Source organism: Sphingobacterium composti (assembly GCF_009829075.1).
GTDB lineage: Bacteria > Bacteroidota > Bacteroidia > Sphingobacteriales > Sphingobacteriaceae > Sphingobacterium > Sphingobacterium composti.
In genome coordinates, this window is record NZ_WUQZ01000007.1 from 29,152 (window position 1) to 43,680 (window position 14,529).

Genomic DNA, 14,529 nt, shown 5'->3' on the forward strand with positions numbered 1-14,529 from the left:
CGTTTATATAAGTAATTGAGCAAATATATCTCTTCTAATCCAACAATATGGTTTGAAGTGTCAAGATTTAACACGTCTTAACAACTACCATCGGCCACTAGCGCCACCACCGCCGAAGCCGCCGCCGCCGAAGCCGCCGAAACCACCACCAGAGTCTCCGCCTCCAAATCCACCGCCACCACGAGAATTTCCTCCACCCATTCCATTCAAAAGCATCCACCAGAAAAGGTCATTTGAACCTTTTCCGTTTATCATTCTTCCACCTTTATTATTACCGCCGCCTTTTGATATCAACGCAAATATGATGACGATTACTATAATGACAAAGATACCACTAATGCCCCCCCCACCTTCTCCAGAACTTGAATTTCTGGCAGATGAATCCTTGTATTCACCTTTAGTGTAGGAGATTATAGAGTTTGTTGCATCATCTAATCCTCTATAGTAAGCTTGAGCACGAAAAGCGGGTTTAATATCATTCTCAATAATTCTATACGCTATGGCATCGGGCAATGCTCCTTCTACACCATATCCTGTCTGAATGGTAACTGCGCGGTCGCCTATAGCAGCTAGTAGCATAACTCCATTATTGTATTTAGCCTGCCCAACACCCCACTTTTGTGCTAAACGAACAGCATAATCCGCAACATCATAGCCATCAGTGGAATTGACCAATACAACAGCAATTTGCGTCGAAGTACTATCATTGAATGCTACAAGCTTACGTTCCAAAGCATCCTTTTCAGCAGGAGACAATGTATTCGTAAAATCCGTAACAATAGTACGAGAGACATCGGGCAAATTTTGTGCATTCGTATTCCCAATAAAGACACTAAACAAAAGTGTCAGTAAAAAGATTATTGAAAATTTATATTTAGAAATTGATAGCATATAGATGTAATTAATTACCAAAGTGAATCTCGTTTGGTAGTTCATTGATATCATCCTCTTTACGAGGAAAATAATGATGCAACTCTTCCCCAGCATCGTGGATTCCTGTCACCAAACCTGACACGAAATCTCCATTTCTGAAATGAGCAAGCATCTTTTCTTTTGTATTCTCCCAAAAATCATCTGGTACTTTGGCATTTATTCCTGCGTCTCCGATAATAGCAAACTGATGGTCTGCTACAGCCAAATACAATAAGACACCATTACGTAGTTGGGTTTTGTGCATATTTAATTGCTCAAAATATTTTCTTGCTTTATCAAAAGCAGTTAAGTTATCTCCCACCACATTTTCAACTACCACGCGGATTTCGCCAGAAGTCATATTTTCAGCCACACTCACTGCATGCACGACGCGCTCTTGTTCTTCTTCGTTTAAAATAGCCATCAGCTTACTTTAAAATTAAAAAAAGATGAACATAGTGACTTAATAGTTCCTATATCCATCTTTTTGCACTTAATTATCAAATTCTTAAAACGACACTTCTGGAGCTTTGTCCGAACCTGCCGCAGCTTGGAAAGTACCTTTAGCTTTGAATCCAAAAATACCAGCCATAATGTTGTTCGGGAAGCTACGAACTGTTGTATTGTAATCTTGTACAGCTTCATTATAAGCTCTACGCTCTACAGAAATACGATTTTCTGTTCCTTCTAACTGCGCTTGTAACTCTTGGAAATTAGAATTAGCTTTCAAATCTGGATAAGCTTCTACACTAACCAAAAGACGACCGATAGATTGCGATAAGGCATCCTGAGTTTGTTGGTACTGAGCAATAGCCTCTTCAGACAAATCATCAACATTAACATTTACTGATGTTGCTTTAGCACGCGCTTCTACTACCGCAGTCAATGTACCTTCTTCGTGTTGAGCAGCACCTTTGACAGTAGATACCAAATTAGGGATTAAGTCTGCACGTCTTTGGTATGCATTCTCTACTTGAGCCCATTTTCCTTTCACATTCTCATCTTTAGAAACCATGGTGTTATAACCACAAGAACTAAATGAAAGTGCTGTAAATAAACCTACTAAGGCAAACAATAATCTTTTCATGTGTAATAAATTCAAATCTGTTTTTTAAAAATACAAATAACTTTTTAAAAGTTAGCAAATCCTAGTCAAAGCAAGTGCCAATTTACAGTAAAAATAAAGTACAAATTTTAAATTTTGTAGCTTTGCATCTGATTTTGGGATAAATACCCAATAGAAATATTATGCAACAAGAGATTGAATTATCCATAAGTCCAGATTACATCTACAATGAGGACTATATTATCCAACAAGGGGTCAAAAAATTAAAAGTTTCTAGAGAAAAAATCAAAGGCATATATGTCCGCAAACGATCTATTGACGCGAGAAGCAGACAAGTTGTATATCGGATTCGTGTAGTTTTCTATATAAACGAAGAACCTATCATTGACTCCTTTACAAGTGAATTAAAATCAGTTCATGATGGTAAACCTGTTATCATAATAGGCGCAGGTCCTGCAGGTTTGTTTGCAGCTTACCGTTGTCTTGAAAGAGGATTAAAACCTATTGTTATTGAACGAGGCAAAGCTGTTCGAGATCGTCGTCGTGATTTGGCTAAAATTAATCGTGAAGGAATCGTCAATCCTGACTCAAACTATTGCCATGGTGAAGGGGGCGCAGGCACGTATTCGGACGGTAAATTATATACACGTTCGAACAAACGTGGTGATGTACACAAAGTGCTTTCCATATTTGTCGAACATGGTGCAGACCAAGATATTTTAATAGATGCTCGACCACATATTGGGACGAATAAATTGCCGCACATCATCGAAGATATGCGTAATCGCATTTTAGAAATGGGTGGTGAAGTTCATTTTGACACAAAAGTCATCGATATTCTCGAAAAATTTGGTCAAGTTACTGGCATAAAAACCGCAGATGGCAAATCATTTGACGCGGAACACATCATTGTGGCAACAGGTCACTCGGCACGCGATATTTACGAGTTATTCAGAGCAAAAAACTGGTTACTTGAGGCTAAGCCTTTTGCTTTGGGTGTTCGCATCGAACATCCGCAATCCATCATTGATCAAGCGCAATATCATTGCAGTACACGTCATGAAAACCTACCTCCTGCTTACTATAGTTTGGTCGAACAAGTAAATGACCGTGGCGTTTTTTCATTTTGTATGTGTCCTGGTGGAATTATAGCACCATGTGCAACAGAGCACAATGAAATAGTAGTAAATGGTTGGTCTCCATCTAAACGTAATAACCCACATGCAAACTCTGGAACAGTTATTCAAATCAATTTGGAGGACGTACCTGATGCGGCAACAAATTCTTTTGCCTTATTGGATTTTCAACGTCAGATTGAGCAACAAGCTTTTCAATTAGGCGGAGGCAATTTAGTTGCTCCTGCACAACGCATGGTAGACTTTGTGGAGAACAGAGTTTCACGTGACCTTCCTATTAATTCATACAAACCAGGCACGCGTTCTGTTGACTTGAATGAAGTTTTGCCAAATTTTGTAAATCAGGCATTGCGTGGAGCTTTACCAATTTTTGGAAAGAAAATGAAAGGCTATTATACCAATGAGGCTATTTTGGTGGGAGTTGAATCGCGCACCTCATCACCAATTCGTATTCCTCGCGACAAAGAAACCTTGCAACACCCTCAAGTCAAAGGCTTATATCCATGTGCTGAGGGCGCGGGATATGCAGGGGGGATTGTTTCTGCGGCTATTGACGGGATTAATTGTGTAGACGCTATAAAAATTTAAGTCATTAAAAATTAAGCTTCTTTATTGAAGAACTATATATTTTTCAAAATGGTCTTGACAGATGCTAAAAAAAGCTTTATTTTTGTATCACAAAACCAAGCGAAAGTAGCTCAGTTGGTAGAGCACAACCTTGCCAAGGTTGGGGTCGCGAGTTCGAATCTCGTCTTTCGCTCATAAGAAAAGCTTCTCAAATTGAGAAGCTTTTCTTATTTTTAAATATGCAAGTATTTCACCCTCAAAGAGATCTAAAACCAATTATATCTGCGTATAAGCTTGTATCACTATTACTAATCCCAATTTTTATCATCTTTTTTATTACCTACACAACATTATTGGAATGGAGTACATTCTTATTATTCACTTATTCGATAGTTGCGTTACTTTATTGGCTTGCGCAAAAACTTTATTTTCTTGCGCAAAAAACGACCAAATATTGGATTATGGAGGATGCACAATTTTATAAGGCTTTGTTTTTAAAAGGTAAAAATAAAATTAACTCTATTAGAAAGATAAGAAGTAAATGCTTCATATTGGCTTAATGGACAGCCCGCATCCAGTAATACTGGAGGAATTATAATTTATTCTGAAAAGTTTAATGAAACATTTGTAACTTCTGAAAAACAATGATGTATTAGTCAATGAATTATTAAATATAAACCCCTCCATTGAGGTTGTATACATTAAATAAGAAAATACACAATTTTCTGCGCTTCAAACACCCAAACTAATTGTTGAAATAAATTTATTTTAAAAGATAATTGCTATCTTGTGCAAAAATTTGTTATGAGAATAATATTGCTCTTAATGATTTGTATGAATAGTATGATTGGATATTCACAATTACAGTTCACTACATACCATGATAAAGAGGGTAAAGAAACTAAATCCCGAGAAAACGCGTACTATGTAAAAACGCTCACGATCAAGGACGATTCATCTGTTGATGTAAGAGAAGAATACTCCTCAACTAATTCTATCAAACTAATAGGGACATTTAAAGATTTTAAGAACAAATTTTATATAGGACCAAAATTAGAAGCCTATGAAAATGGCAAAATAAAATTAAAACAATTGTATAGTCATGATGGTGTTTTAATAGATACAGCATATTATTATCACAAGAATGGCAAATTGAAATTAGCTTTTTCTTATCCCTATAAAGTAAATAATGAAAAAACCACGGTTACTGACACTTTGATATTGGTTTATAGTGATTCTACTGGCAAAAGGCTTCTTTCAGATGGCAACGGCTTGGCGGAGATAGATATTAATTCTGATCTAGAAAGAGGACAATACAAAAATCATAAAAGAATAGGTATTTGGACGGGAGAATTTTTGGGTGGAAAATATACTTTTTCGGAAAACTATATCAATGGAAAATTAGAATCAGGTAAATCCATTGATTCTATAGGTCATGAGTACACTTACACAGAAAAGAACTTTATGACTCCGCCGGACTATCCGGGAGGAATACATGTGCTACGCAATTTCATTGGTCAAAATTACAAATATCCTAAAGAAGCGATTCTCAATCGTGTAAAAGGCACTGTTAGAACTTCTTTTGTTATAGACAGAGATGGAAAAATGACTGAGATAAAAGTAGTTGAAGATCTTGGATTCGGCACAGGCGAAGCTGCTATACAAGTGTTGAAAAGAGCTAAAAAATGGAGTCCAGGTATTATGCGAGGCGTGCCGGTTAGAGTAGCTTATGCCCTGCCTATTCGATTGGATTTAACAAGGTAGAAACAACCAAAAAAGCGTCTTAGATCTCTCTATAGACGCTTTTTAAAATATAAAACTACACTACTAATTATTTTCTATCTAGTCCTTTTGCAACTAAATCTTCTACGTAAGCTCGTACTACTTCATTCGAAAAACGAGAAGTCACGTCAAAAGCAAAAGCGTGCACCAATAAGATACGTGCAGACTCTTCGCCGATACCTCTTGCTCTCAAATAAAATAAAGCCTCATCGTCAAATTGCCCCATCGTACATCCGTGTGAACATTTCACATCGTCAGCAAAGATTTCCAACTGAGGTTTTGTGTAAACAGTAGATTTGTCACCAATCAACATATTGTTGTTTTGTTGGAAAGCATTTGTTTTCTGTGCATCCTCACGAACGAAAATTTTACCGTTAAATACCGCTGTTGCTTCGTCTTGAGGAATGTTTTTGTACCATTCGTACGATTCACAGTGCGGCTTCAAATGGTCTACTACCGTATGGTTGTCTACCAATTGTTTGTCAGCTAGCAAATTGATTCCATATAAATGTGATTCTACATTTTCTGCGTCCAAACGTACATTGATGTTATTACGTACAAAAGTTGCACCTGGGAAAGTACAGTTATAATTGTTGTACAAACTGTATTTTGCTTGGTAAACTTCTGTATGGTTGATATAGTTACTTACCGAATCAGCTACTTGAAGGTAATAGTGCTGAACTTTTGCATTTTCGTCCAATACAATCTCTGTAACCTTATTGTGCAAGTTTTTAGCTGTATTTTCTAATGTGATGAAAGATTCAATAATCTCCACCTCAGCATTAGCTTCTACAACGAATAAGTTTCTTGTTTGTGCAAAGAATTCTTCGCCACCAGTTGCCACGTGTACAATATGCAATGGTTTAGAAACTACTTTATTTTTGCCTACTGATAAATAAATACCTGAAGTGTATAAAGCCGTATTCAAATATACCAAAGAATTGTCCGCTTTGTCAGCATATTGTGCAAAGTGTTTTTGGAAGTTTGATTCTTCTACAGCTTCCTCGATTGGTTTTACTGTGATACCTACTTCATCTTCCAACGAAGAGAAAGCCAACACATATTGACCATTGATCAAGACAATACGGTGTGCATCCAATTCTGGAATATCCGCTTTGCTCAAATCCAAATTTGCAACATCCACATCTTCATTCAACAAATATGTTTTGTTGACTAAAGCATGAATGTTTGTATATTTCCATTCTTCATTCTTTACTGTTGGAAAATCAGCTTTCTCGAATTTTGCGAAAGCTTCTTGACGAATAGCTTTCAGCGAAGAAGGCTCATTAGTCACCTCCAATTCTTGGAAAGTTGACGTCAACTGTTCGAATAAAGAGTTTGCTATTGTTGTACTCATGTTATTTGTTATCAATCCGCTCATGACCTTTAATTTTTATCGGTGACCGATTAGATTAGGCATTTTGCGCATCTAAGTCTTTTAACCAATCGTAACCTTTTTCTTCTAATTCTAATGCCAATTCTTTAGTTCCAGTTTTTACAATGCGACCATTGTGCAATACGTGAACGAAATCTGGAACGATATAATCTAATAAGCGTTGGTAGTGTGTAATGACGATGAAAGCATTGTCTTTCGAACGCAATTGGTTCACACCATTTGCTACTACACGCAAAGCATCAATATCCAATCCTGAATCTGTCTCATCCAAAATAGCTAATTTTGGGTTCAACATCGCCAATTGGAAAATTTCGTTACGTTTTTTCTCACCACCAGAGAAACCTTCGTTCAATGAACGGTTAGCCAAATTAGCAGAAAAATCTACTAACTTTTGTTTCTCTTTTACCATCGCTAAGAATTCTTTCGCTTCTAATGGAGGAAGACCTTTATATTCACGGATATCACTTACAGCAGTTTTTAAGAAGTTGATGTTTGACACACCTGGAATTTCTACCGGATATTGGAACGCCAAAAACAAACCTTCACGTGCGCGATCTTCTGGAGATAAATCCAATAAATCGATACCATCCAACGTCACATCACCACCATTCACTTCGTACGAATCACGTCCAGCTAATACGTTACCCAATGTACTTTTACCAGCACCGTTAGGTCCCATGATTGCGTGAACTTCACCCGCTTTTACTTCTAAGTTTAATCCTTTTAATATTTGTTTGTCTTCAACAGACGCTTGCAAATTCTTTATTGATAACATTGCTTTTTTAGTATTGAGTATTGAGTTATGAGTATTGAGACTTTGCTCACTCACCTATTCAAATTATCTAATTTTCAAATTCTATTAACCTACTGAACCTTCTAACGAGATTGCTAATAATTTCTGCGCTTCTACCGCAAATTCCATTGGCAACTGATTAAGCACTTCTTTCGCGTAACCGTTTACGATTAATCCAACAGCTTTTTCTGAATCGATACCACGTTGATTTAAGTAGAACACTTGATCTTCACCTATTTTTGAGGTTGTTGCTTCGTGCTCTAGTTTAGCCGTTTTGTTTTTGTTCTCGATATAAGGGAAAGTATGCGCTCCACAACGGTCACCAATCAATAATGAATCACATTGTGTGAAGTTACGTGAGTTATCCGCATTAGGCCCTATTTTCACCAAACCTCTGTAGCTATTGTGAGATTTTCCAGCAGAAATACCTTTTGAAACAATCTTTGATTTCGTGTTTTTACCTAAGTGAATCATTTTAGTACCTGTATCCGCCACTTGCATATTACGCGTCATCGCTACAGAATAAAATTCTCCTACTGAATTATCACCTTTTAAGATAACGCCTGGATATTTCCAAGTAATCGCCGAACCTGTTTCTACTTGTGTCCAAGAGATTTTAGAATTATCACCTTTACAAATACCACGTTTAGTCACAAAGTTGAAAATACCACCTTTACCGTCTTTATCACCTGGATACCAGTTTTGAACCGTAGAGTATTTAATTTCCGCGTCTTTCATTGCCACCAATTCTACCACCGCAGCATGCAGTTGATTCTCATCGCGCATCGGAGCAGTACATCCTTCCAAATAAGAAACATATGAACCTTCGTCAGCAATGATTAATGTACGCTCGAATTGACCTGTATTTTGAGCATTAATACGGAAATATGTAGACAATTCCATCGGACAGTGAACGCCTTTTGGAATATATACAAACGAACCATCAGAGAAAACCGCTGAATTCAATGCCGCGTAAATATTATCTGTTTGCGGAACTACAGTTCCCAAATATTCTTTGACCAATTCAGGATGCTCTTGAACAGCTTCGCCGAAAGAACAGAAAATCACTCCTTTTTCTTTCAACTTTTCACGGAATGTAGTTTTTACAGACACCGAGTCAAACACCGCATCAACTGCTACTACACCTGCCAATATCTTTTGTTCATCCAAAGGAATACCCAACTTTTCAAATGTTGCCAATAATTCTGGGTCTACCTCATCCATGCTTTCCAATTGCTTTTTAGGCTTTGGCGCAGCATAGTAAGACAAATCTTGAAAATCCACTTCAGGATTATCAAAATTTTGCCATGTAGGCATATCCATAGAAAGGAAGTGGCGGAAAGCTTTTAATCTCCATTCCAACAACCATTCTGGTTCATTTTTTTTAGATGATATTAGGCGAATTGTATCTTCGTTCAATCCTTTGGGAGCAATATCCATCTCAATATCAGTCGTGAAACCGTATTTATATTCTTCTTGCTCCAGCTCTTTCAGTAATTCGTCGTCTTTGGTACTCATATTTAATGCTTCCCTTTTTACAAGTCAAACCATTATAGCAGACCTTTTTGGGATTACAAAGTTACGATATAAATACCAATAATATAGCATATTTTGGTCACTAGACTACCCAATAAGGTCAATTTTATGACAAAAGTCACTTCTTTGTGTGTTCAAGACGATTTTACCATATTTTTTTGACAAAAAAATGATTCGATATAAATATAAACTATATCATGAAAAAATATAAATAGTCAAAACCTATACTAAGATTGTATTTATGCATATGAATTAAGATTTATATTAATCTATACTATCTTAAGAAGGAATACTCATCTAATTCTAATAACCTAACAAAATTTTCTTAGAACCCCTCTTAACACACTGTTTTGTTTCTCATAAAGATATATTATTGTATAATATTTGCTATATTTACGATTCGAAGAAAGATATATCATGTCCTACCAACTTGACAAACTTGATTTAAAGATTTTACGCCTTTTGCAAGAAAATGGGCGTATCACGAATTTACAATTAGCGACCAATATTGGTCTTTCACCAGCTCCTACATTAGAGCGTGTACGTAAGCTAGAAAATTCGGGATTTATCAAAAGTTATCATGCATTTGTTGACGAAGAAAAATTAGGATTAGGAATTAAATCATTTATTCAGATATCTTTGGACTTCCATACGCACAATGCTATCCCTGAATTTGTGGAAGCAGTAAAAGCAATACCTGAAGTTACAGAATGTCATCACGTAACCGGCAATTGCGACTTCATATTGAAAGTGTATGTGAAAGATATTAAAGCGTATGAGGCTGTTATCATGGAAAAGATTTCAAAAATTCCTTTTGTAAAGACTTTCCAAACGATGATGATTATGTCCACTTCGAAAAAAGAACCAATTGTTCCGTTAGAATATTAGATGAACACTGAATATCGCGACTTTGCAATTATCTTGACCTGGCCAGACGCTACGATTCGTGGCGATGAGAAATGGATGATGTTTTTCAAAAAAATTGGTTTGGTCAAAAACCTTAATTTCAAAGTCGGGCACACAGGCATAGTCATTATCAATCATGAAAATGGCGAAATGCTATTCTATGATTTTGGACGATATATAGCACCAAGAGGCTATGGCAGAGCACGATCCAAATTTTCAGACCCACTTTTAGACATTTCGCTGAAAGCGGAAATCAAAGACAATAAGATTTCGAATCTAGAAGAAATCATACAACATTTTGAAGACCTCAAACCTGCCATGTACGGTGACGGAAAACTCTTTTTCTCTGTCGTACAAGGAATAAATTTCGAAATGGCAAAAGCTTATGGCGATGAATGTGTAGAAGAAGGAACATATCCATATGGTGCTGTCGCAAAAAACAATAATAACTGCTCTCGATTCATCACCCGAATGTTGATGAAATCATGTCCAAAATATCATTTTTGGCATTACATCAACCTTCCCGAAACTATAAAAAGTAGTCCTGTCAGCAACTTGGTTAATACAGCAGAAGACCGTGTAATTTATTCCTATCTTCCCGAGGAAGGGATCAAAAGCTTCCGAATGAATAGATTTCAATCTTTTGGTTATTTACTAAAACAACTGAGCGATAATATTTCTCGGAAAAAATCGGCTTCATTTCCAAATGACCTTATCATCGGAGGAATGAATTATAGTTCAAAACCCATTACTATACCAAAGGACGCTATGTATCTTGGCGGTGTAGGTGATGGCGCATGGTTTAAAATTACCTCCACGGAAACTGTCAATCAATTCATCATCAAAAGATTTACTACCTCAGGAAAATTGGAGTATGTGGTGCTTGGCGAGTCTGACGAACTTGTCGAGTTGAATTCAGATTGGAAAATAACTTACGACAGCCACTTATTATTTACACACATTGAACAAAACGGCAAAAAAATCCGAATTAATCATATTGAAAGATTAGAGAATGAGAAATACGACTTCGAGAACATCAAAGAGCGTTACGCTTAAATAACATAACTTTGGCGATTTTCTTCTATAAAGAAACGCAATAACCTTGCAAATCTCCAAGCATGTCACCTTGGAAAATTTTGGCAATAGCAGGAGGATGCAGATACCTCACAGCCAAAGTTTTCGAGTGACGAGTTTTGCATACTTTTGCGGTCAAAAGTATGATGCCCGTCCGGCAAAGAGGACAACAAATTAATTTTACAGATTACAATTTCCAATCAACAGGCTTTTTGCCATTTGCTTCCAAATATTTATTTGCTTTGGAAAAAGGTTTAGAACCATAGAATCCTCGATAAACAGAAAGCGGAGAAGGATGCACGGCTTTTAGAATCAAATGTTTTTTTTCATCAATTAGAACCGATTTCTTTTGTGCATAAGAACCCCAAAGCACGAAAACAACGTGCTGTAATTCAGATGAAATCATTTCGATTATTTGGTCTGTAAAAGTTTCCCATCCTTGCTTTTGGTGTGAAGCTGCTTGATGGGCACGCACAGTAAGAGTTGCATTGAGCAACAAGACGCCTTGCTTTGCCCATTTCGTCAAATCACCTGATTGCGGAATTTGAAATCCCTCAATATCTGTTACAAGCTCAGCAAAAATATTTTTTAACGAAGGCGGAAAAACTACTCCTTGCGGTACAGAGAATGACAATCCGTGAGCTTGACCAATATTATGATAAGGGTCTTGTCCCAAAATCACAACTTTAACATCTTGTAAAGTAGTAAGACGAAAAGCATTGAAAACCAAATGCTGCGGAGGACATACTTCAAATTGTCTCCGCTCTTGCTGAACAAAAGCAGACAATTTCTTCATGTATTCTTGTTGCATTAAAGGCTTTAAGATTGGCGCCCAACTTTCGTCGTACATATTTTCCATACGACAAAAGTACATTTTTCGCACCTAATCGGATAAACAAGTTTGCATAACTACTTAAATTAATGGATATTTGCGTTTTAAAAACTACAATAAGAAGAGATGTCAAATTTAGTGCGTATTATTATTAGCTGTTTACTTTTAGTGGGTACAGTTGTATTATTTTGGTTCGGATATTGGGGCTGGGGTATTTTAGGTATTCTAGTTACAATTTTGGCGTGGGTGACTGTTTTCTTTCACGAATATATGCTTATTACACAATGGTATTTTCGTAAACAAGACACTGTCAATGCGGAAAAATGGTTGAGTAAAATTACTAATTACGAAAAACAACTTATTCCTGCTCAACACGGATATTATCATTTGTTATTGGGTCTTATGGAATCTCAACGTGCGCCTTTGCAATCAGAGAAATTCTTCAAAAAAGCACTTTCTTTAGGATTGCACATGGACCACAATGTGGCTTTGGCAAAATTGAGTCTAGCAGGTGTCATGATGGCAAAACGCAATAAACGTGAGGCTGAGAAATATTTGCAAGAAGCAAAACGTGCTGACAAAAACAAATTGTTGGCTGACCAAATCAAAATGATGAAAGATCAAATGGGAATGATGGATAGACAACAGTTCCGTTATTCAAGATAAAACAAAACTGCCTCGAAAATTCGAGGCAGTTTTGTTTATAAATCAATTATAAATTCCAATATCTTTCCTTCTTCCTGAAAATCTTCAAAGGCTAACTTTATCTGTTTTGGTTTGCCCCATTGTTTTTTCCAACCTCCAGTTTTAACTGTATATACGACAGGTTCATTTCTGGTCAATAGGTAATGTAAATAATTCTGTCTATCGGCAAGACTTACACGCACCTTTCCCAATTGCATCGTATGATACCACATTGGTTTCGAATCTGCTCCTAAAAGTCCGCTCGCGAAAGTATTTAATTTAAATTCACGCGGATTTTTCAAATAAGATTGAAAATACAATTCCACTGTAGCCATATCGCCTTTGGCAGATACTTCTACACTTTTCGTCCAAACTTCGATTTCATTAATATTGATAGATTTTCGCTCTGTTTCCTCTTGGGCATTGGTCTTTCCATACCCAATTACAAGAATTAAAAGCGATAGAATTAGCTTTTTCATACTATTAACGTAACCTATCTGCAGACTTAATTAATTTCTCGTCATTGCGAATACCGCCTAATGCCATTGCTAAAAAGATAATCGCGATAGGCAATAAGAAAAATCCAACACCAATATTATTAGCGCCAAAGCTTTGAGAAATCAAGACCAATGTATTGCTTGAAGTAATGTACATCCAAACACCCAATAATGCGATTAATACAATAGAAACAAAGATTAGTTTAATTTGAAGTTTTCTGTTTTTGAACTGAAAAATAGTCGCTAAAGGAACTAACGCAACCACTATTGTAGCGATGGTTTGCAATAGAAAATTACTTTGTTTTACAGATTCATTATTTACGGCAGAATATTCACCAGTCACAAATAATTTTTTACCTAATCCCACCAAGTCAATATAATTGAGGTAAGGAAACATAAATAATCCTAAAATAACTACTGTTGCTAATAATAACCAAATGGTTTGAATACGTTGAATCATATCTATTTTTTAATCTTATGACAATACTACAAATATAATATAAACCACAGAAATATGACTTTGTTCTATTATATCGCTTATAGTATTTTTTTACCTTTGTCTTGTGAACGACAGTAAAAGATTTTTTTTAGAGATAGCCTATAATGGAACGGCCTACCACGGATGGCAACTACAGCCAAATGCTATCGCAGTACAAGAAAAATTAAATCATGCTTTACACACTTTTTTACGTGAAGAAGTAGAGACTTTAGGTGCAGGTCGTACAGACACAGGCGTACACGCGAAACAACTGTACGTGCATTTTGATAGCACGAATAAGGTCTTAATAAAAAATCCGAATCGTGCTTTGCAGGCTATCAATTCTTTATTGCCATACGATATTTCTGTGCAACGAATTATTCCTGTCGCTTCGGATGCACATGCGCGCTTTGATGCCACAGAACGTTCGTACGAATACCATATTCACAGCAAGAAAAATCCATTTTTGATTAATAAATCATGGCTTCTCCGCGATATCCCAGATATAGAAAAGATGAATGCAGCTGCGCAACTATTGTTAGGGACAAAGGATTTCGAATGTTTTAGCAAATCAAACACACAGGTTTTTACTAATATTTGTACGATAAAAGAAGCGCGTTGGGAACAAAACGGTGATCATTTTGTATTTCATATTACAGCAGACCGCTTTTTGCGAAATATGGTTAGGGCTATTGTGGGAACATTATTGGAGATTGGTGTAAAAGGAAAACCTATTTCGTATATTCAAGAAGTTTTGGAAAGCAAAAGTCGTTCGAAAGCAGGCGTGTCTGTTCCTGCGCATGGATTGTATTTGACACGTGTTATTTACCCGTATATTCAAGAAAAATAGAATTTGAAACAAGATAAAAT

15 protein-coding genes and 1 tRNA gene are annotated in these 14,529 nt (G+C 36.4%); 7 read left to right on the forward strand and 9 right to left on the reverse strand.

Annotated features, from left to right (window positions below; translation table 11 throughout):
• Nucleotides 1-84: 84 nt before the first annotated feature.
• The 3 genes from GOQ17_RS06630 to GOQ17_RS06640 all read right to left on the reverse strand — a co-directional run bounded on the left by GOQ17_RS06630 (nt 85) and on the right by GOQ17_RS06640 (nt 1,999).
• On the reverse strand, nt 85-891 hold the full coding sequence (locus GOQ17_RS06630; RefSeq protein ID WP_159636498.1) for a TPM domain-containing protein: 807 nt from the start codon (nt 889-891) through the stop codon (nt 85-87).
• 10 nt (nt 892-901) lie between these two features.
• The gene (locus GOQ17_RS06635) at nt 902-1,336 is read right to left on the reverse strand and encodes a TPM domain-containing protein (RefSeq protein WP_159636499.1); all 435 of its coding nucleotides are present in this window, start codon (nt 1,334-1,336) and stop codon (nt 902-904) included.
• An 84-nt stretch (nt 1,337-1,420) separates the two neighbouring features.
• Entirely contained in the window at nt 1,421-1,999 is a 579-nt protein-coding gene (locus GOQ17_RS06640) for a LemA family protein (protein ID WP_159636500.1), read from the reverse strand.
• 161 nt (nt 2,000-2,160) lie between these two features.
• Between GOQ17_RS06640 and GOQ17_RS06645 the strand changes: the two genes are divergently transcribed.
• The 3 genes from GOQ17_RS06645 to GOQ17_RS16370 all read left to right on the forward strand — a co-directional run bounded on the left by GOQ17_RS06645 (nt 2,161) and on the right by GOQ17_RS16370 (nt 5,445).
• Entirely contained in the window at nt 2,161-3,702 is a 1,542-nt protein-coding gene (locus GOQ17_RS06645; protein ID WP_159636501.1) for an NAD(P)/FAD-dependent oxidoreductase, read from the forward strand.
• A 99-nt stretch (nt 3,703-3,801) separates the two neighbouring features.
• A tRNA-Gly gene (locus GOQ17_RS06650) sits at nt 3,802-3,874 on the forward strand.
• Between the two features lie 641 nt (nt 3,875-4,515).
• Entirely contained in the window at nt 4,516-5,445 is a 930-nt protein-coding gene (locus GOQ17_RS16370) for an energy transducer TonB (RefSeq protein ID WP_236537083.1), read from the forward strand.
• Nucleotides 5,446-5,512: 67 nt separating this feature from the next.
• On the opposite strand, the gene sufD is transcribed toward GOQ17_RS16370, so the two are convergent.
• From sufD to sufB, 3 genes are all read right to left on the reverse strand, one after another.
• Nucleotides 5,513-6,820, reverse strand: coding sequence for a Fe-S cluster assembly protein SufD (gene sufD, locus GOQ17_RS06660; protein WP_159636503.1), 1,308 nt, complete (start codon nt 6,818-6,820; stop codon nt 5,513-5,515).
• A 55-nt stretch (nt 6,821-6,875) separates the two neighbouring features.
• On the reverse strand, nt 6,876-7,634 hold the full coding sequence (gene sufC, locus GOQ17_RS06665; protein WP_159636504.1) for a Fe-S cluster assembly ATPase SufC: 759 nt from the start codon (nt 7,632-7,634) through the stop codon (nt 6,876-6,878).
• A gap of 84 nt (nt 7,635-7,718) precedes the next feature.
• Entirely contained in the window at nt 7,719-9,170 is a 1,452-nt protein-coding gene (sufB, locus tag GOQ17_RS06670; protein WP_159636505.1) for a Fe-S cluster assembly protein SufB, read from the reverse strand.
• Nucleotides 9,171-9,605: 435 nt separating this feature from the next.
• Here sufB and GOQ17_RS06675 point away from each other — a divergent pair, with 435 nt between their 5' ends.
• The gene (locus tag GOQ17_RS06675; RefSeq protein WP_132777368.1) at nt 9,606-10,076 is read left to right on the forward strand and encodes an Lrp/AsnC family transcriptional regulator; all 471 of its coding nucleotides are present in this window, start codon (nt 9,606-9,608) and stop codon (nt 10,074-10,076) included.
• The gene (locus GOQ17_RS06680) at nt 10,077-11,150 is read left to right on the forward strand and encodes a DUF6695 family protein (protein ID WP_159636506.1); all 1,074 of its coding nucleotides are present in this window, start codon (nt 10,077-10,079) and stop codon (nt 11,148-11,150) included. It abuts the gene before it with no gap.
• A gap of 205 nt (nt 11,151-11,355) precedes the next feature.
• Here GOQ17_RS06680 and ung read toward each other — a convergent pair whose 3' ends face one another.
• Nucleotides 11,356-12,027 carry a uracil-DNA glycosylase gene (gene ung / locus GOQ17_RS06685; RefSeq protein ID WP_159636507.1) on the reverse strand — a complete coding sequence of 224 codons (672 nt, stop codon included), beginning with the start codon at nt 12,025-12,027 and terminating at the stop codon, nt 11,356-11,358.
• Nucleotides 12,028-12,126: 99 nt separating this feature from the next.
• On the opposite strand from ung, the gene GOQ17_RS06690 reads away from it, so the two are divergent.
• Nucleotides 12,127-12,666: a tetratricopeptide repeat protein gene (locus tag GOQ17_RS06690; protein ID WP_159636508.1), complete on the forward strand. Its 540-nt coding sequence runs from the start codon at nt 12,127-12,129 to the stop codon at nt 12,664-12,666.
• Nucleotides 12,667-12,701: 35 nt separating this feature from the next.
• On the opposite strand, the gene GOQ17_RS06695 is transcribed toward GOQ17_RS06690, so the two are convergent.
• Both GOQ17_RS06695 and GOQ17_RS06700 read right to left on the reverse strand, forming a co-directional pair.
• Nucleotides 12,702-13,163, reverse strand: a complete 462-nt coding sequence (locus GOQ17_RS06695; protein WP_159636509.1) for a hypothetical protein — start codon at nt 13,161-13,163, stop codon at nt 12,702-12,704.
• 4 nt (nt 13,164-13,167) lie between these two features.
• Nucleotides 13,168-13,641 carry a DUF4293 domain-containing protein gene (locus GOQ17_RS06700; RefSeq protein WP_159636510.1) on the reverse strand — a complete coding sequence of 158 codons (474 nt, stop codon included), beginning with the start codon at nt 13,639-13,641 and terminating at the stop codon, nt 13,168-13,170.
• A 103-nt stretch (nt 13,642-13,744) separates the two neighbouring features.
• On the opposite strand from GOQ17_RS06700, the gene truA reads away from it, so the two are divergent.
• Nucleotides 13,745-14,509 carry a tRNA pseudouridine(38-40) synthase TruA gene (gene truA / locus GOQ17_RS06705; RefSeq protein WP_159636511.1) on the forward strand — a complete coding sequence of 255 codons (765 nt, stop codon included), beginning with the start codon at nt 13,745-13,747 and terminating at the stop codon, nt 14,507-14,509.
• The last annotated feature ends 20 nt before the right edge of the window (nt 14,510-14,529 follow it).